Origin of the sequence: Longimicrobium sp., assembly GCA_036387335.1 — a bacterium.
Lineage (GTDB): Bacteria > Gemmatimonadota > Gemmatimonadetes > Longimicrobiales > Longimicrobiaceae > Longimicrobium.
Genome location: DASVTZ010000001.1, coordinates 1 through 18396, shown reverse-complemented (window position 1 = coordinate 18396; position 18396 = coordinate 1). Strand labels below are relative to the sequence as shown.

Annotated in this window: 10 protein-coding genes; 4 read left to right on the top strand and 6 right to left on the bottom strand. The window is 71.2% G+C overall.

From position 1 onward, the window contains the following. Both VF647_00050 and dnaK read right to left on the bottom strand, forming a co-directional pair. Nucleotides 1-460: trypsin-like peptidase domain-containing protein (locus VF647_00050; protein HEX8450447.1), on the bottom strand; the 460-nt coding region annotated here is incomplete at its 3' end. 327 nt (nucleotides 461-787) lie between these two features. After that, on the bottom strand, nucleotides 788-2740 hold the full coding sequence (gene dnaK / locus VF647_00045; protein ID HEX8450446.1) for a molecular chaperone DnaK: 1953 nt from the start codon (nucleotides 2738-2740) through the stop codon (nucleotides 788-790). Nucleotides 2741-2969: 229 nt separating this feature from the next. On the opposite strand from dnaK, the gene VF647_00040 reads away from it, so the two are divergent. The 4 genes from VF647_00040 (at nucleotide 2970) to VF647_00025 (ending at nucleotide 5695) form a co-directional block, all read left to right on the top strand. Next, a complete protein-coding gene (locus VF647_00040) occupies nucleotides 2970-3443 on the top strand; it encodes a type II toxin-antitoxin system VapC family toxin (GenBank protein ID HEX8450445.1) in 474 nt (157 codons plus the stop codon). Nucleotides 3444-3668: 225 nt separating this feature from the next. Further along, complete coding sequence (locus VF647_00035; protein ID HEX8450444.1) at nucleotides 3669-4238, top strand: hypothetical protein; 570 nt, start codon at nucleotides 3669-3671, stop codon at nucleotides 4236-4238. Nucleotides 4239-4290: 52 nt separating this feature from the next. Continuing rightward, nucleotides 4291-5151 (top strand): purine-nucleoside phosphorylase, encoded by an 861-nt coding sequence (locus VF647_00030; protein ID HEX8450443.1) that lies wholly within the window; start codon nucleotides 4291-4293, stop codon nucleotides 5149-5151. 244 nt (nucleotides 5152-5395) lie between these two features. Further along, complete coding sequence (locus VF647_00025) at nucleotides 5396-5695, top strand: hypothetical protein (GenBank protein HEX8450442.1); 300 nt, start codon at nucleotides 5396-5398, stop codon at nucleotides 5693-5695. A 547-nt stretch (nucleotides 5696-6242) separates the two neighbouring features. Here the strand turns inward: VF647_00025 and VF647_00020 are convergent. The 4 genes from VF647_00020 to VF647_00005 all read right to left on the bottom strand — a co-directional run bounded on the left by VF647_00020 (nucleotide 6243) and on the right by VF647_00005 (nucleotide 17814). Then, a complete protein-coding gene (locus VF647_00020) occupies nucleotides 6243-11240 on the bottom strand; it encodes a translocation/assembly module TamB domain-containing protein (protein HEX8450441.1) in 4998 nt (1665 codons plus the stop codon). Further along, nucleotides 11240-13480, bottom strand: a complete 2241-nt coding sequence (locus tag VF647_00015; protein ID HEX8450440.1) for a BamA/TamA family outer membrane protein — start codon at nucleotides 13478-13480, stop codon at nucleotides 11240-11242. Before VF647_00015 ends, VF647_00020 begins: the two co-directional genes overlap by 1 nt. 201 nt (nucleotides 13481-13681) lie before the next feature. Beyond that, nucleotides 13682-16186, bottom strand: a complete 2505-nt coding sequence (locus tag VF647_00010; protein ID HEX8450439.1) for a PBP1A family penicillin-binding protein — start codon at nucleotides 16184-16186, stop codon at nucleotides 13682-13684. A 335-nt stretch (nucleotides 16187-16521) separates the two neighbouring features. Continuing rightward, nucleotides 16522-17814, bottom strand: a complete 1293-nt coding sequence (locus VF647_00005; GenBank protein ID HEX8450438.1) for a DEAD/DEAH box helicase — start codon at nucleotides 17812-17814, stop codon at nucleotides 16522-16524. Between the last annotated feature and the right edge of the window lie 582 nt (nucleotides 17815-18396).

Sequence of the window (18396 nt, the reverse complement as noted above, 5' to 3'; positions counted from 1 at the left end):
GCGCCACCAGGCTGCGGTTGTCGCTCAGCACCACCGTGATCTTGTCCGCCCCCTCCACCACGTGGTTGTTCGTGATGATGTAGCCGTCCGGACTGATGATGAACCCCGACCCGCTCCCCTGCTGCGGCCCCCGCCCCCCGCCCCCGTCCGGCACGTCGAAGGGGAGCATCTCGCGGAGCTCCTCAGGGATGTCGCGGCGGTTGGAGGTACGGCGTGCCACGCGCTCCATCTCGATGGCGACCACCGCGGGCGTCACCGACTCGGCGATGCTGATGAACGCCTGGCTCAGCTCGGCCACGGGGCGCACGTCCTGCCGCGTGGGCTGGGCGGGCGTCTGCAACAGCGCCTCGGCGTGCATTCCCGGGGTGAACTGTAGGCCGGAAGCCAGCAGCAGTCCGCCGGCGAAGGCGCCGGCGGTCAGGCCGGCGACGTGGGTACGGTTGAAGCGGCGCTCAGGCATTGCACGCTCGTATCGAAAGGGGTACCGGGACGTCCCGGTGCCGTGAGGAGGGCTCCCAACAAGTAACCCGCCGCGCGTCTCCGGTTCCCCTGGGCGGCCTGCAAAAGCCCGGCCGGGGAACCGCAACAGCGGCCTCACGCGGAGGCGCGGAGACGCAGAGAGGAAAGAGAAGCGCGGTCGCTCATTGTTCCTCTTCCGCGTCTCCGCGCCTCCGCGTGAGACATGCGGTTACGAACTCAGGGGCGGCACCCGTGCTGGCTGCCGCCCCCGATTCCGATGATGCGATGAGTTAGCGCACTCACGCACCAACGCACTCACGCACCGCCGTTACTTCTTGTCGTCCTCGACGATCTCGTAGTCCGCCTCGATCACGTCGTCCTGCGGGACGGTGGCGCGGGCGGTGTCGTCGTCGTCGAAGCCGGCGCCCGCCGTGGCGCCGCCCGAGAAGCCCGCATCCGCGCCCTCGGCCGACGCAGACTGCGCCGCGTAGATGCTGGCGCCCGCCGCGGCGAAGGCCTGCTGGAGCGCCTCCGTTGCCCCGCGCACCTCGCCCAGGTCGTCCTGCTTCAGCGCCTTGCGGGCACGCTCCATCGCCTCGTTCAGCGCCGTCTTGGCCGACTCGTCCAGCTTGTCCTGCCACTCCGCCGAGTCCTTTTCCACGCGGTAGACCATGGAGTCCAGCTGGTTGCGGGCCTCGACGGCCTCGCGGCGAGTCTTGTCCTCGCTGGCGTGGGCCTCCGCGTCCTTGACCATCCGCTCGATCTCGGCCTCGCTCATCCCGCTGCTGGCTTCGATGCGGATCTTCTGCTCCTTGCCCGTCGCCCGGTCCTTGGCGGAGACGTGCAGGATGCCGTTCGCGTCGATGTCGAAGGTGACCTCCACCTGCGGCATCCCGCGCGGTGCGGGCGGAATCCCCGTGAGCTGGAATTTGCCGATGGTCTTGTTGTACATCGCCATCTCGCGCTCACCCTGCAGCACGTGGATCTCCACCGTGGTCTGGCTGTCCTCGGCCGTCGAGAACGTCTCGCTCTTCTTGGTGGGGATCGTGGTGTTGCGCTCGATCAGCTTGGTGAACACGCCGCCCAGCGTCTCGATGCCCAGCGACAGCGGGATCACGTCCAGCAGCAGCACGTCCTTGACCTCGCCGGCCAGCACGCCGCCCTGGATCGCCGCGCCCACGGCCACCACCTCGTCCGGGTTGACGCCGCGGTGCGGGTCCTTGCCGAAGAAGCTCTTGACCACTTCCTGGATCTTGGGGATGCGGGTGGAGCCGCCCACCAGGATCACCTCGTCGATCTCGCCCGGCTTCAGCCCCGCGTCTTTGAGCGCCTTCTCCATCGGCCCGATGGTGCGCTGCACCAGGTCGTCCACCAGCGACTCGAACTTGGCGCGGCTCAGCGTCACGTTCAGGTGCTTGGGGCCTTCCTGCGTCGCGGTGATGAAGGGAAGGTTGATGTCCGTCGACATGGTGGTCGACAGCTCCATCTTCGCCTTCTCCGCGGCTTCCTTGAGGCGCTGGAGCGCCATCGGGTCCTTGGAAAGGTCGATCCCCTGGTCCTTGCGGAACTCCTCCACGAGCCAGTCGATCACGCGCTGGTCGAAGTCGTCGCCGCCCAGGTGGGTGTCGCCGTTGGTGGCCTTCACCTCGAAGACGCCCTCGCCCAGCTCCAGCACCGAGATGTCGTAGGTGCCGCCGCCCAGGTCGTACACGGCGATCTTCTCGTCCTTCTTCTTGTCGAGCCCGTACGCCAGCGCGGCGGCGGTCGGCTCGTTGATGATGCGCAGCACCTCGAGGCCCGCCACCTTGCCGGCGTCCTTGGTGGCCTGCCGCTGCGCGTCGTTGAAGTACGCGGGCACGGTGATCACGGCCTGCGTGACGGTCTGGCCCAGGTAGTCCTCCGCGGTCTGCTTCATCTTCTGGAGGATCATCGCCGAGATCTCGGGCGGCGTGTAGGTCTTCCCCGTGTTGGGGATCTCGACCTGCGCCATCCCGTTGGCCCCCGACGTGACCTTGTACGGCACCTTCTTCTGCTCCTCGCTCACCTCGCCGGCCTTGCGGCCCACGAAGCGCTTGATGGAGAAGACGGTGTTGGTGGGGTTGGTGATTGCCTGGCGGCGGGCCACCTGGCCCACGAGGCGCTCCCCGTCCTTGGTGAAGGCGACCACTGAGGGGGTGGTGCGCCCGCCTTCGGCGTTGGGGATCACCACCGGGTCGCCGCCTTCCATCACGGCGACGACGGAGTTGGTGGTCCCAAGATCGATCCCAATGACCTTCGCCATGGGCTCTCCTGACGTAGTTGGTTTGCGTTGAAATCGGCGCGCGGACCGCCGTGCATCACGCACTGCGGCGCGCCGAACGTCCGAGGAAAAGGCAACGGGCGTGCCGCAGCAAGGGCCGTTTTTCCTGTGCTTTTGGCAGAGACAACGCAGCCGTCCGCCATTGTGGCGCATGGTACGGAGTGCGGTTCCGAGCGGTCTGATGTATCTTTGTGGGATGATCAGGCCCAGAGTGTACGTCGAGACTACGATTCCCAGCGCGTACTTCGAAGTACGCACCGCCGCCACTGTCGTTGCGCGTAGGGAATGGACGCGCGAGTGGTGGGCGGGAGCTGCTGATCGGTACGAGCTTGTCACGAGCACCGCGGTCATCGACGAGCTTTCCGGCGGTCGTGCCGAACGGGTTGGGGAGCGCGTGGCTCTAATCGCGCATCTTCGTCTGCTGCCCGTCCTGCCAGGGGTGATAGAGACTGTCCAGTCGTATCTGCGGCACAAGCTCATGCCCCTGGATCCCGGAGGAGACGCGCTCCACCTTGCGCTCGCATCATACCATAAGTGCGACTTCCTGGTCACCTGGAACTGCCAGCACCTGGCTAACGCGAACAAATTTGGGCACATCCGTCGCATCAACACCCTGCTCGGCCTGTACGTCCCTGCGCTTGTGACGCCACTTGAGCTGCTTGGAGAGAACGATGCCAACTCCTGATCCGATTGTGGACGAGGTTCGCCGGGTGCGCCACGAAATCTCCGCGCGGTTCGGGCACGATCCAGTGCGCTTGGCGGAGTATTACATGGAGCTCCAGGAGCAGTATCGCGATCGGCTCGTAGACCCGCCGAAGCCTCCCCAAGCCGGCAAGTCGGCAGCCTGACACGCCGGCTGCCAGCGCGATTCAAGCGTCCCATCACGATGCGCCACCCTCTATTCGCTGCGATGGTCCTCGCAGCGTGCTCGCCCGGAGCGCCCCCGCCGCCGGAAGTGCCGCCCGAGCCGCCGCGGCTGGTGTCGTTCGCGCCGGATGCGGGGGACGCGGCGGTGCCCGAGGCGCTGCGCGGGTTCTGCCAGGGCGAGCGCGCGGGCAATCCCGTGGCGAAGACGTACGCGCCGCGCGACTACCGCTGGACGCGTCCGCTCCCCGCGCTGGCGTGGTCGGGATACGCGCAGGGGGGGACGCGCTTTCGCGTGCCGCTGCGCTGCGTGGTGCGCACGCAGGCGGAGTGGTCGGCGGTACGCGCGTACAGCGGGCTGCCGGACCGCGCGCTGCGCCCCGTGGACTTCGACACCCACCTGGTGATCGTGGCGACGCAGGGCGCTCTCCCCGGCGGCTACGTCTCGGTGGACTCGCTCTACTTCCGCGGCGACACGGTGACGGCGGTGATCCTCCAGAGCCGCACCAGCAGGCCGGCGCCGGGGCGCGGCATCAGCACCGTGCCCCTCTCGCTGGTGCAGGTGCCGCGCAGGCCGGCCACGGTGGAGTTCGTGGAGCGGGCACGGCGCCGTTGACGGACGCGGGCGGCGCATCCAAGTTGCCGTCTCAACCTTTCCCGGAGGAGCGATGACGGCCGGAGCCGCGAACGACATCCACGAGACGATCACCTTCCTGCGCGAGCGGGTGACGCGCGCGCCGCACGCCATCCTCGTGCTCGGCTCCGGCCTCGGCGGCCTGGCCGACGAGATCGAGGACGCCGTGCGCATTCCCTTCGGCGGCATCCCCGGCTTTCCGCGGCGGACGCAGGAGCTGGCGGGCCACGCTGGGACGCTGGTGGTGGGGCGCTGGGCCGGCGTCGAGGTGGCGACGATGCAGGGCCGCTTCCACCTCTACGAAGGATGGCAGCCGCGTGACGTCGCCCTTCCCGTGCGCGCGCTGGTGGCGCTGGGGGCGGAGGTGATGCTCCTGACCAACGCGGCCGGCGGCGTGCGCCCCGGGATGACGCCGGGCGACCTGATGATCATCGCCGACCACATCAACCTGATGGGCGGCAACCCGCTGATCGGCGCCGTCCTGCCAGGCGAGCAGCGCTTCCCGGACATGAGCGACCCATACGACTCCGAGTTCCGCCGCATTGCCGAGGAGGTGGCGCTGGAGCTGGGCATCCCGGTTTCGCAGGGTGTGTACGCGGGGCTCCCCGGCCCCAGCTACGAGACCCCCGCCGAAATCCGCATGCTCGCGCGCCTGGGTGCCGACGCGGTCGGGATGTCGACCGTCCCCGAGGTGATCGTGGGGCGGGCGCTGGGGGTGCGCTGCTTCGGCATCTCGTGCATCACGAATCTGGCCGCGGGGCTGGGCGGCTCGCATCTTTCGCACGACGAGGTGATGGAGGTGGGCGCCCGCGTCCGCGACCGGCTGGCGGCGCTGGTGCGCGGCATCCTCCCCCGGATCGCGGGGTCGAACCTGCCTTCCGAGGCCGCGAGCTGAACGGCAACTGCTTGGCTCACGCGGAGACGCGGAGACGCAGAGGAGAGACGACGAAGAAGGGCTGTTGAGCTGCCCTTCGTCCGTGTCTCCCCGTGCGACGGTTCTAGTGATTGAATCCTGGGCCCGCGACCATCCGTACCCTGCTCCACCTGGCGAGTTTACGGGCACCGCATCGTTCGCCCACTCGCCGTTCCCGTGAGGAGTCACCTCCTCCCTCCCCACCCCTCCCCTGGAGCCTGAGATCATGGACATTGGAGCCCTGACCGGACTGATCGCGGTCACCCTCGGCATCATGGTGGTGCTGGTCCCCGTCATCGGCCTGACCGCGCGCTTCGCCCTGAAGCCGATCGTCGAAGCCTTTGCCCGCGTGAAGGAGATGAAGGGCGAGGAGCAAAAGGTTGCGCTGATGGAGCAGCGGATCGCCCTGCTGGAGGAGCACCTCCACAGCATCGACCGCAACGTCGGCGCCCTTCAGGAAGACGCGGATTTCCGCCGCCAGCTCGAGTCCGGATCGCAGGAGCGGACCACGCCGTACGCCGGGTAGGGCCTCGCCTGGCGGTTTACATCTTCGACCCTCTCCCACAACTCGCCGTGGGAGAGGGGATTTTTTTGGGCCTGCGTGTCGGGGCGGGGTTCGTCGAGGCGGCGGGCACGGGCAGCCACGCGGGGCTGCCCCTACGGGATCTGTCCCCGTAGGGCGGAGATCGCGGTGGGGGCGAGGGCGGGCAGACACGCAGGTCTGCCCCTACGGTTATCGGTGTGCGCCGACGGGGCACGGAGCCGCGCCGGGCACGGGCGCGAGGAATCGCGCCCCTACCGATCATGGCCCCCGGGCCGGAGCCGCGCCGATCGAGACCGCTTCAGCGGTCTTCCCGTTGTTCCAGCCGGGGGATTTATCCCCCGGTGGTCCGCGCCCGGTGGGGTGCGCGCGGTCCCACCCCCAAACCTGCGAAGGCAGGTTTCCCGCGGTTGTTGCAGCGGTTTCAACCGCCGGGATCCAAGGGTTTCACCCAGAGCCTTCAGAGGGGTTTCCCCCCATTCCCCAAAAACACCACGCCCCCGGATGCCTTTGAGCATCCGGGGGCGTCGCGTTACGGAGGTGCCGGAGGGGTCGTGGAGACGTTCTCCGGCGGGGGTGGGGGCGGCGGGAGGCCGGTGGGGGTCGACTTCTCCCCCGGCGCGGGCTCGGTGCGCGGACGCGGACGCTGGATCGCCTCGTCGCGCTTGCGGGAGCGGCCGTACTCCCAACGGCGGCGCACGTCCAGCGAGCCCTGGTAGTCGCGGTTGCGCAGATTCTGCTGCAGGATCGGATCGCGGCGCACCGGCTCCACGGCCAGGCGCAGGCTCAACGTGCGCGTGATCTCCCAGTCCAGCGCCAGGCCGAAGCGGCGCGCCCCGTTCTCGGTCGAGAAGATGTTGAAGATCTGGCCCGTCAGGAAGACGTCGTCCACCAGCTCCTTGCCGGCCTCCAGCGAGACCGCGCTGAAGATGCTGGCGCCCGACGACACGTTGAACGCCCCGAACCCGGCCCCGCTGGGCCGCGCCCGCACGCGCACGAAGTCCACCAGGCCCGTCTGGATCAGCTGCTCTTCCAGCTCGCGCGTGATCAGGTTTCCGAGGAACTCCTCCAGGAACACGCCGCCCACGATCTGGCTGGACAGCGCCTCGAACGCGGTGCCCGCCGTGGCGCTCTGGCGGCCGAAGACGAGGAGCGAGGCGATTTCGGACGACGGCAGAGGCTGGCGCGTGTTGGCGCTGAGCGCGACCTGCGGGTTCTGCACGGTGCCGGTGAGGCGCACCTGCACCGTGATGTCCTCGCCGCCCAGCTCGGGGTCGCGCACCTGGTACTCGGCCAGGATGTCCAGGCCGGGGTTGAACTCCTGCGTGCCGTAGAAGCGCACCACGCCGGACTGGATCTCGAACTCGCGCTCGATGGGGCCGATGGCGACGGTGTATGTGCCGCGGCGCGCCTCCAGGTCTCCGTACACGGAGTAGGTGGGGTTGCCGGGCGGCTGGTCCACCAGCAGCTCGCCGCCCAGCTGGATGCGCGCGTCCGGCGACTGCAGCCAGACGTTGTCGCCGATCGCCACCCGGAGGTTGCGCGGGCGCAGCGCGGCCAGCAGCGCCGAGGCTCCCGCCGGGGCGCTCACCGTGTCCGCGCCGATCTCGCCCACCTCGGCGCCCAGGATGTCCGCCTCGCGCTCGGCGCCGAGCTCGGGGAGGTAGATGGTGCCGTCCTCGATGCGGACGCTGCCCGTGGCGACCGTGTTGGGGAAGCGGCCGGAGATGGCGAGCGCCGCGTCCACCTCCAGCTCGGCCATCTCGCGGTTGTCGATCAGCTGGAAGTTGTCCGTCGCCAGGCGGATGTACATCTCCGGGCGCGCGGGATCGTCCAGGCGCACGGTGCCGTCCACGCGCGCGCGGCCGTCCGCGGAGTGCGCGACGAGCGAGTCGAGCCGCACCAGGTTCCCGTCCAGCGTGACCTGGCCGGTGATCCCCGTCCAGCGCACCCCCAGCGGGACGACGGTCATGGCGCCGCCATTGAGCTGCGCCCCGCCGCTCACGCGCGGCCTGCGCAGAGTCCCGGTCACCTGTACCCGAGCCTGGGCGACGCCCTCCGCGTTCTCGATGGTGGGGAGGGCGGAGGCGAGGAGCGCCAGCGGGAGCGAGTCGGCGTTGAAGGAGGCGGTCAGAGCACCGTCGCGCGCCAGCTCCACCTGCGGGACGGTGCCGCCCAGCGAGACGACCATCGGGACGCCGGCGCGCAGCTCCATCACCTGGCGCCCGCCGATCTGCGCGTCGCCGGTCACGTCCATGCGGCCGGCGGCGTAGCGGCCCACCAGTGCGAAGCGGTCCAGGCGGAAGCCGCGCACCAAGAGCGAGTCCACCCGCGCGTCCAGCGTGATCAGCGGCGCGGCGACGGGGCCGGTGATGGCGGCCCGCAGGTTCAGCGCGCCCGCCAGGTCCGACACGGCGGTGTTGGGGGCCAGGCGGCGCACGTCCACCAGGCTCAGGTCGGTGATGCCGATGCGCAGGTCCGCGAGCCCCGTGGTGGGGAGGGCGCCGTCCGCCTCGATCAGCCCGCGCCCGCCGTCCGCGCGGCGCAGGGCGAAGTTCTCCACGGCCAGCCCGCGGTCGCCCCAGCCAAGGCGGGCGCGGTGCGCCAGCTCCCAGCGCGAGTCGCCCAGGCGCAGCGCGAGGGTGTCGAAGATCGCCCCCACCGGCGTCGCCCCGTCCAGCTCCAGCCGTCCGGAGGCGGTGATGTCGGTGGCGGGATCGCGGCGCGCGGCCAGGGTGAAGGTGCTGCTTCCCGGTGCCAGGACGGCGTTCAGCCGCAGCTCGTCCAGCCGCTGGGTGCCGTATTCGAGCGCCGTGCCCTCCACGTTGACGCGCCCGCTCCACGCGGTGCCGGCGCGCAGGCCGTTCACGTCGAAGGCCAGCGTCCCCGCCGCCATCGTGCCGTAGCGGAGGCCCCGCGCGTTGCCCTTGGCGGCGACCGTGGGCGCCTTCACCGTGCCCGTGATCGTCCCCGAAGCCGTCAGCGCACCGGCCAGGTCGGGGAGGGTGTCGCCGCCGGGGATGATGGGGCGCAGGAGCGCCAGGTCCGGCGCGTTCAGCGCGAACTGCAGCGGCGTGGGCGAGGGCGTGGTGAGCCCGATGGCGCCCGTGGCCGAGAAGCGCGCGCCGCGCAGCGCGAAGTCCAGCGTGTCCACCCGCAGGATGCCGCCGCGCGCCTCCAGCCGCGCGAGCCCGGTCTGCAGCGGGTAGCGCCCGATCAGCGACCCCGGCTCCGCGCGGAAAGCGACGGTGCCCGCAAACGTCTCCGGCGTGGTGCCGCGGCCCTGGATGGCGAGCGTGCCGGTGAGGCGCGTGCGCGGCGCGGAGGTCATCCCCGGCAGCCCGCTCACGTCCAGGTCGGCGACGGCGCCGTTGACCGCGTACGAGGGGACGGGTCCCGGCGCGTACCAGCCGTCCACGTCCAGCAGACCCTGCTCGCCGCGCAGCGCCACATCGAAGCGGTACGGCTGCCGCCCGCCGCCGGAGAAGGCCACCGGCCCGGTTACAGGCGATGGGAGCAGGTCAGGCCGTCCAAAGAGCGAGCCGATGCGGAAGTTGTCCACCCGGCCGGACACGTCGAACTGCGCGGGGCTGCCGCCGGGGCGCCGCACCGTGCCGCCCAGCGCGAACGTGCCGCCGCCCTGCGCCAGGTTCACCCCGAAGCGCATGTCCTCGGTGGTGCCGCGTGCGTTGAAGGTGCCGGTCAGCAGCCCCTGCGCGGCGGCCGGAGCGTTCTGGAGCACGGAGGCCGCGCGGAACGCCTCCACCGAGCCCGTGACCTCGAAGCGCGGCACCGCGCCGCCCATCGCTACGTTGCCGCGCGCCGCGATGGCGCCGGCCGCGCCGCTCAGGTCGAAGCGGAAGTCGACGTTCTCCCTGGTCCCGCTCACCGCGATCGGCCCGGAAAGCGTGGCGGAGCGGAAGGGGAGCGCCGGAAAGAGTTGCGTCAGCGTGGCCAGGGCGAGCGGCTCGGCGCGCCCTTCCAGCGAGTAGCGCATCGGCGGGCCCATCGCGAACGTCCCGTTCAGCCCGCGGATGCGGCTCTCCGGCGCGGTGCCGACCGCGTACGCCAGGCTCCCTTCCTGGATGCGCAGCGCGGAGAGCGGACCGGAGAGAACGGCGCCGCCGCGCATCACCCCCTGCAGCATCGCAGCGCTCTCCGGCGCGAGCGGGCGAAGGGTGGAGAGGTAGAGCGGGTCGGCGCCCACGCGCAGCCCCTCCAGCCGCATCGGCTGGCGCCCGGCGGCCAGGAGCACCCGTCCCTGCGCGGTGAGGACGGAGGGCGTGGCCTCCGGAGCGTCGCGCGGCGTGACGCGCGCGGCGAGGTCCACGCGCAGCGCCTCGCCCTCGCTGACGACGGTGCCGCTGATGATGCCCGCGAACTCGCTGCGGTCCAGGTAGCCGAGCGTTTCCAGGTCGGCCAGGCGCACGCGCTCCATCGTCAGGCGCGCATCGCGGACGGCGGTGGGCTGGCCGGGCGCCATGATGACGGTGACGTCGCCGCCCAGCCGCGAATCCAGGATCGCCACGCGCGCGTCCGTGACGGCATACTGCGTGCGGCCCCCGCTCAGCGTGTTGATCCCCAGCGAGAACGCCGCGGTGCCCTGCCCCGGAATCGCGATCCCCATCCCCTGCAAGTCGCGGAAGTCGAGCGGGGCGAAGCGCAGGTCGATGTCGTACGCCAGCGCCTCGCCGGCCGGGGTCATCGTCCCGCCGCCGGCGAAGCGCGAGTGCGCGGCCCGCACCTCGGCAAGGTTGAAGCGGATCACCTGGTCGCCGCGGTCCTCGAAGAAGCCGCGGACCTGCGCGATGCGCGTGTCCGGATTGCGCACCGTGGCGGACATGGAGCCGATGTCCACGCGCCACCCGCCCCCGCCGCCGAAGCTGATGCGCGGGAGGACGGCGTCGAGGTCGCTGAGGTACGAGACGCGCACCCAGCGCCCGCCCTCGCGCCGGATCTCCGGCTGCTTGAGGGAGGCGAAGCGGCCGGTGGGGGCGGCGGGGCGGCTTTCCAGCGGGTAGGCGATGCGCGCCCGCCCGTCCACGATCTTCATCCCACGGATGACGATGGAGCGGGCCGCGGGCTCGCCGTTGGCGCCGGCGGGGCGCACGGGGGTGCCGTCCGCCTCCGCCAGCACGATCCCGAAGACGTTCCACTCCCCCTTTGCGTCCTGCGACAGCCGCAGGTCGGGGCGGATCAGCTCGGCGTCGCGCAGCACGTACGCGCCGGTGCCGCCCACGGAGCCCGCGTCCAGCGTGCCGCGCGCGAGCGGCGCCGCGACGATGGTGTCGCCCTTCGCGTCCAGGAAGGCGACGTTGCGCAGCGCGATGGCGAGGGAGCCGTCTTCCTCCACCGCCTGCACCGTGAACGCCTCTCGCGGCAGCCCCAGCGCCATGCTGACGCGCTCCTCGGCCACCTCCATGGTCTGGGTGCGGCGGATGAACATCCACACGCCGCCAAAGGTGAGCGCGAAGCCCACCAGCAGCCCCAGCATGAGGAGCCCGACGCGTCCCAGGCGGCGGCGTGGCATCAGAACGTCTGCCCCACCGAGAGCTGGAAGATGAAGCGGTTGAGGCTCAGCGCCCCGCCCCGCCCCTCAGGCGCGAAGCTCTGGTTGATGGGCGTGGGAAGGAGCTTGTCGTTCTCGTCGATGGCGTACAGGCACCCGCGCTCCGGATCGTACGGATTGTACGCGACGTCCACCCGCAGCGGCCCCACCGGCGTGGCGTAGCGGAGCCCCACGCCGGGGGTGATGCGCAGCCCAGGGTCGCGGCTCTGGCACCCTTCCACCTGGCGGGTGGCCGGGTCCCACACGCGCCCCGCGTCCACGAAGCCGGCCAGCCGCAGCGCGTCGCGCAGAAAGGGCGAGGGCGCCGTCACCTCCAGCGTCCCCAGCAGCGTGCGGGTGCCCCCCGTGGCCGAGTTGAGCGTGTCCACGTCCAGCTCGGTGACGCTGCCGTCGTCGCTCAGCCGGGTGCGCTCCACGTAGACCTGCGGCCCCAGCTCGTTGCGCGGAAAGCCGCGCACCCCCGCCGGGCCGCCGCCGTAGAAGCGCCGGTTGGGCGGAATGTAGCCGTCGCCGTTCAGCAGCCCCTGGAAGAACGTCCCCCCCGCCAGCCGCCCGGACGCGATGACGGCGCCGCCCAGCCGCCGGTACACCGTGCCGTCGGCGTACAGGCGCAGGTACTCGTCCTGCGACCCCAGCGCCGCGGAGGCGTAGTCGATCGTGGTGCGAAGCTGGTGGCCGCCGCTGGGGAAGGGGTCCAGCCGCACGCGGTTACGCAGCACGGAGGTGTTCAGCGAGTTGGACCAGCGCGACCGCTTCAGCGCCTCGATGTCTTCGCGGTTGCACACCTCCACCGCCACGCAGAAGAAGAAGTCGTTCGCCTCGGTGCGCGACCTTTCCACCGTGAACGTGGCGGAGAGCAGCGTTCCGCTCGCCACCTGGCGGACGAAGCCGGCCTGCCCGCCGCGCGCGCTGCGCAGGTAGAGCCCCACCTCGGTGAGCCGCTCCGCGTAGGCGCTGGCCAGGAACGAGGTGCGGATGCCGAAGAGGCGCGGCTGCACGAAGTCCGCGGCGACGCGGTAGTTCAGCGCGCTCGCGATGGTGGTGTCGATGGAGGTCGATGTGGAGTCGAGCTGGAACTCGTCGCAGAGCCGCGTGTCGCGCAGCCCGTCCACCGGCCCCGCGGCGCCCAGCTTCGACACCAGGCCGGAGACCTCCAGCCGGCGCGCGCCGCCCAGGAAGTTGCGGTCCGTGTGGCTCGCCTGGGCGCGGAGACAGTCCTGCGTGCCGTAGCCGACGGCGGCGTCCACCGCGTAGCGCGCCGCCTCGGCCACGCGCACGATGACGGTGGAGCCGATGCTGTCCATCTCCAGCTCCGCGCTGTCCGGCGTGAGCTGCAGCGAGTCCGGCGCCACCTCCACCGCCGCGAAGTCCACCAGCTCCAGCTCGAACAGGTTGCGCTGGCTGCGCGAAAGGTCGGTGGCGCGCAGCCGCTTCCCCTCGCGGATGGCGATCTGGTGCCGCGCCGTGCGCTCGCTGATGCGGTCCAGCCCCGCGAACAGGATGGTGTCCACCGTCACCAGCGGCCCCGTGTTGGCCACCAGCTGCACCTCGGCCACGTCCGCGATGGTGTCGATGGAGTAGTTGCGCAGTACCTGGGCGTAGGGGAATCCCCTGTCCAGAAGGTTGTTGCGCACCGTGTCCACCGATGCCAGGAAGTCGTTGCGCCGGAAGGGCTCGTTCACCTTCAGCGGCAGCTTGCGCGCGATCTCGCCCGCGCTGTCCGCGCGCTCCACCCCCTGCACCTCCAGCACCCGCAGCGTCACCAGGTCGCCGGGGGTGATGCGAAAGGTGACGTCCACGCTGCCGCCCGCGATCTCCTGCACGTCGGGTACGACGCGGGTGCCGTAGTACCCGTTGTCGCGGTAGGCGAGCTGGATGCGCACCACGTCGCGCGAGAGCACCCCCAGGTCCAGCGTGGGCTCCGTGCGCCCGAAGCCGAAGGGGCAGATGGGGAGGACGAAGAGCTTGCACGACCTGCCGCGCGTGGTGACGACGCGGCGGAGGGTGTCTTCGGAGATCTCGAGGTCGCCTTCGAACTGGACGCGGCGGATCTCCCGCCCGGCGAACTGCGCCAGGCCGGGAAAGGGGCCGGAGGGCGCCCCGCCGCCGCCGGCGCACGCACCCAGCAGCACCACCGCCACCAGCAGGGCGAGGGCGTGGAGCCGGCTTCTCGTCGTTCTGCGCTCGGGCGCAGCGTGCATCGGTTTACGCTCAGGGCAGGCGGCGTACGGCGGCGCTCACCGGGGGCGGCGTGCGCGCCGGGCCGGAGTGCGGAATCCTGGCAATCTACTGCGCGGCGCGGGCAAGGCAAAGCGGCACCTTCCGTCCCCGCGCCGGTACGTTCGTGCACCGGTGTACCCGGCCGCCGAAACAGTCGTTCCGAGCGAGCAGGATCGCGGCTCTCACATCGAGATCGTGTCCACCTGCACCGGCGGGATCAAGATGCTGTCCCGCGGCCCCGGCGTCACGGGGTCGGCCACTCCCTCCGGCTCGCGCGCCTCGGGCTCTTCGCGGCGGGGACGCGTGGACTGCTCGGCGCGCGGCGCGGAGCCGTCCACCGGGAAGCCGGCGCGGCGGCGCACGTCGCGCCACACGCGGGCGGACTGCTCGCGCACCCACTCGCGCACCTGCGTCTCCGCGGCGTCGGCGGCGCGCTCCCACCAGGGCGGCGCATCCGGGGCACCGCGCGGGCAAACGCTGGGCGGCACGGCGCGGCGCAGGAAGTACTCGTCGAACGAGGCGCCCGTGGCCCGGCACCCCGGCGAGATCACGCGCAGCCCGGACACCGCCACCTTGCGCTCCACGACCCCGCCGGGCGGCTCCCACGCCACCGGCACGCGCCCGTTGGCGGCCGCGCGCACCATGCGGCCCCACACCGGCGCCGCCAGCTCGCCCCCGGAGCCGCGCGCCGTGATGGGACGCCCGCGGTCGAAGCCGATCCACACCGCGCCCACCACGTCCGGCGTGAAGCCGACGAACCATGCATCCGTCGCGCCGTTGGTAGTCCCCGTCTTCCCCGCCGCGGGGCCGCGCAGGCCTACGTCGCGCGCCTTGCGGCCGGTGCCGCGGTCCACCACGTCGCGCATGGCGTCGGTCACCAGGAAAGCGACGCCGGGGTCCAGCACGCGCCGACGCCGCACGCCCGGCTCCCACAACACCTCGCCCGCCGCGTTCTCCACGCGCGTCACGAAGCGGGGCTCCACCCGCGTCCCCAGCGTGGCGAAGGCGGTATACGCCCGCACCAACTCCACCGGCCGCAGCGCCGCCGCGCCGATGGCCACTGAGGGAAGCGCGGGGACTTTGGCGGTAATCCCCATGCGCCGGGCCTCGGAGCTGACCTCGTCCAGCCCCGCGCGCTCCGCCAGCCGCACCGCGACGGTGTTCACGGACCAGCGCAGCGCGTTGCGCACGGACACCGGCCCGCGGAAGCGCCCGTCGAAGTTGCGCGGCTCCCACACGTCGCCGGCGGGCATGGTGCGGCGCAGCGGCTCGTCGATGAAGGTGTCGGTGAGCGCCACGCCCTTTTCCAGCGCCGCCGCCCACACCAGCGGCTTGAACGCCGACCCGGGCTGGCGGAATCCCTGCGAGATGCGGTCGAAGCGCGAGTCCTCGAACGACCTTCCGCCCACCCACGCCCGCACGTCGCCGGTGCGCGCGTCCATCAGCACGGCGCTCCCCTGCAGGTACGGCGTCTCGGCGCCCACCGTCGCTTCTTTCCGGCGCGGACCTTCGAAGCGCCCGAACACGCCGCCCTCCACGCGCCGGATCTGGGCCTCGAGTTGCTTCTCGGCGGCCTCCTGGGCGCGCGGGTCCAGCCCGGTGCGGATGCGCAGCGCCCCCGCGTAGAGCTGCTCCCCCATGCGCTCTTCCAGCACGCGGCGCACCATCTCCACGAAGTACGGCGCCCTCCGCCGCTGCTGCTCCGTCTCCAGGCGCGCCAGCTTGATCCCCGCCGCGCGCGAGACGTCGCGCTCCACGGGCGTGATCCGCCCCTGCTGCGCCATCAGCCCCAGGATCAGGTTGCGCCGCGCGATGGAGCGGTCCGGGTTGCGGCGCGGGTTGTAGTTCGTCGGCGCCTTGGGGAGCCCCGCCAGCAGCGCCGCCTCCGGCAGCGTGAGATCCGCCGCGTGCTTGCCGAAGTAGATCCGCGCCGCCGACTCGATCCCGTAGACGCCCTCGCCGAAGTAGATCTGGTTGAGGTACGTCTGGAGGATCTGGTCCTTGTCGTACTTGTTCTCGATCTCCGTGGCGACCCGGATCTCCAGCAGCTTGCGCTTGATGGTGCGCTCGGAGGCGGGTAGCCGGTCCGGGAAGACGTTTCGCGCCACCTGCATGGTGATGGTGCTCGCGCCCTGGCTGCGCCCGCCGGGCATCAGGTTGCGCGCCGTCGTGCCCAGGAAGCGCCGCCAGTCCACTCCGTGGTGCGAATAGTATCGCTGGTCCTCCACCGCCACGAACGCCTGCGGCACGTATTTGGGAATCCGCGTGATCCTGACCACCTCCCAGCGCACGGGGGTGAGCCGGGCCAGGATGCCGCCGTCCGCATCGTAGACGGTGGCCGCGCCGCCGGGCTGCAGCGACGCCACGCGGGCCACGTCGGGGCATCCCATGAACCCGCACCGCTCCCACATGAACGCGGGGATGAAGCCGATCAACGCGAACGCCCCCAGCACCCACCTGCGCCGCTTCCGATCGCGGAGCGACGCGCCGAGCACCCCAACGGTCGCGTCCACCACGTGAAGAAAGAACTCCGCGTCGCGCCGCAGCGTGTCGCGCAGCCAGCCGCGCGGGTTCTTGGCGGCGTACTTCGCCGTCGCGACGAACTCCTCCCAGCGCTGGCGCACGCGCGGAAAGTAGCCGCCTCGGTAGATGTTTCGGACGCGGGGCTGGTCTTGGGGATCGGTCATGTATGGCGGTCGGGGACGCTATCCGCGGGGGCGGCGCGCCGTGCTCGGTTGCTCGCGGGGGGTGGACTGCACAAAAGGGGCCCGGGAAGGGCTGGGAATGGGGAATGGGGAATGGGGACAACAGGCCAGGCGTCGGTGGGGCGGATGGCACGGGCAGCCACGTGGGGCTGCCCCTACGGGGTTTCGGGTCGTGGGCGGGGATCGGGCGCGGCGAGGGAGGGCGGACACGCAGGTCCGCCCCTACGGCATTGGGGCGCGTCGCCACATGACAAAGAACGCCCCGATCAAGGATCGGGGCGTTCTTCGATGTCGGGAGGGCCGGGGGTGAGGGCCCCTCAGCCCACGCGCAGCAGCTTCGCCAGGTCTTCCTGCGAGAGCTCGCCAGACTTACGGCCGCGCGTGGTGCGGGCCTCCTTCTGGGCGGCGCGCTTCGTCTGCGGCATCGGGGCCTGCTCTACCGGCGGGGCCGGCTCGCCGTCCTCACCCAGGATCAGCGGGGTGTCGGCCACGAAGAAGGAGTAGCCGGGGACGTTGACGCGCGGGATGCGCGAGCCAAGAAGCTGCTCCACCGCCGCCACGTCGCCGATCTCGCCGCCCGACATGAGGGTGATCGCCACGCCCGTCTCGCCGGCGCGGGCGGTGCGGCCCACCCGGTGCACGTATCCTTCCGGTTCCTTGGGCGCGTCGTAGTTGATGACGTGCGAGATGCCGTCCACGTCGATCCCGCGCTGCGCCACGTCCGTCGCCACCAGCACCTGCACCTCGCCGCTGCGGAACGCCTCCAGCGCGCGGACGCGCTGCTGCATGTTCCGGTCGCTGTGCATCGCCTCCACCTTGATGCCGGCGCGCGACACGGCCTGTGCCACGCGGTCGGCGCCGAACTTGGTGCGGCAGAACACGAGGGCGCTCTTGAACTCCGGCTTCAGCAGCAGCTCCAGCAGGAGCCCCGTCTTCTGGCGCGCGTCCACCGGGTACACGAACTGGTCCACGCCCTCGGCGGCCTGCACCTTGGGCGCCGCCTCCACCGTGACCGGGTCGCGGAGGATGTCGTACGCCAGCGACTTCACCGAGTTGGGCATGGTGGCGCTGAAGAAGAGCGTCTGCCGCCCTTCCTTTGGCATCCGGCGCATGACCTCGTTGATCTGCGGGCGGAAGCCCATGTCCAGCATCCGGTCGGCCTCGTCCAGCACCAGCACCTCGACCTTGGAGAGGTCGATGTTGCCGCGCTCGATGTGGTCGATCAGGCGTCCCGGCGTGGCCACGAGGATCTCGTAGCCGGCGCGCAGGCCGCGCATGTCCTTGTCCAGCGGCACGCCGCCGTACACCACGCCCACGAACAGCTCGCTGCCGCGCGAGTAGTCCCGCGCAGACTCGCCCACCTGGATCGCCAGCTCGCGCGTGGGGCAGAGGACGAGGGCGCGGAGCCCTTCCTTGCCACGCAGCCGGTGCAGCGTGGGAAGCATGAAGGCCGCCGTCTTGCCGGTCCCGGTGGGGGCCCGGCCGAGGACGTCCCGCCCTTCGAGGGCGGCGGGAATGGCCTGCTGCTGGATGGGGGTGGGGATTTCGTACCCGAGCGCCGTGACGTTGCGTACCAGCTCGGGCGCGAGGTTGAGCTCGTTGAAATGCATTTTTCCTTGTTGGGTGGCCCGGACTCTTCCCTCCGGGTCCGCCGCTGGTCGCAGCGCAGGCACCGCGTGGTGCCCCTCGTTCGCCGCTCGTGAGTTTGTCCAGGATTGGACGTAGTGCCCAGAAGAATCACACGCCGATTCTGGCGCGGGGCACGACCGCATGTCTCGGAATCGTTCCAAGTCCTCTAATTTAACGCATTTGCCCCGTTTACGACACCCCGCGCCCGGTTTACGCCCGCTGCAGCACCGAAACCGCCTCCAGACATGCCGACTGCCCGCGCATGGGTCAGACACTTGCAGCACATGGCCGTAGCGGCCCGCCACGGCGGGCAGTAAGTTGTCGCGGCTTGCCGCACGCCTCCGGGGCGGGGCGGCTCACCGGCGCACCCTCGCGGGCGCCCGCACGACGTGTGGACCATGGCAGACCTTCGCGAATTCACCGGGCCCAACGCGGCCTACGTGCTGGACCTGTACGACCGCTTCCTGAGCGACCCCGCCTCGGTGGACGAGGAGTGGCGCGGCTACTTCGCATCCTTTTCGCCGACCGGCGAGCCCTCGGCCACCGGCGCCGCGTCCGCCGCC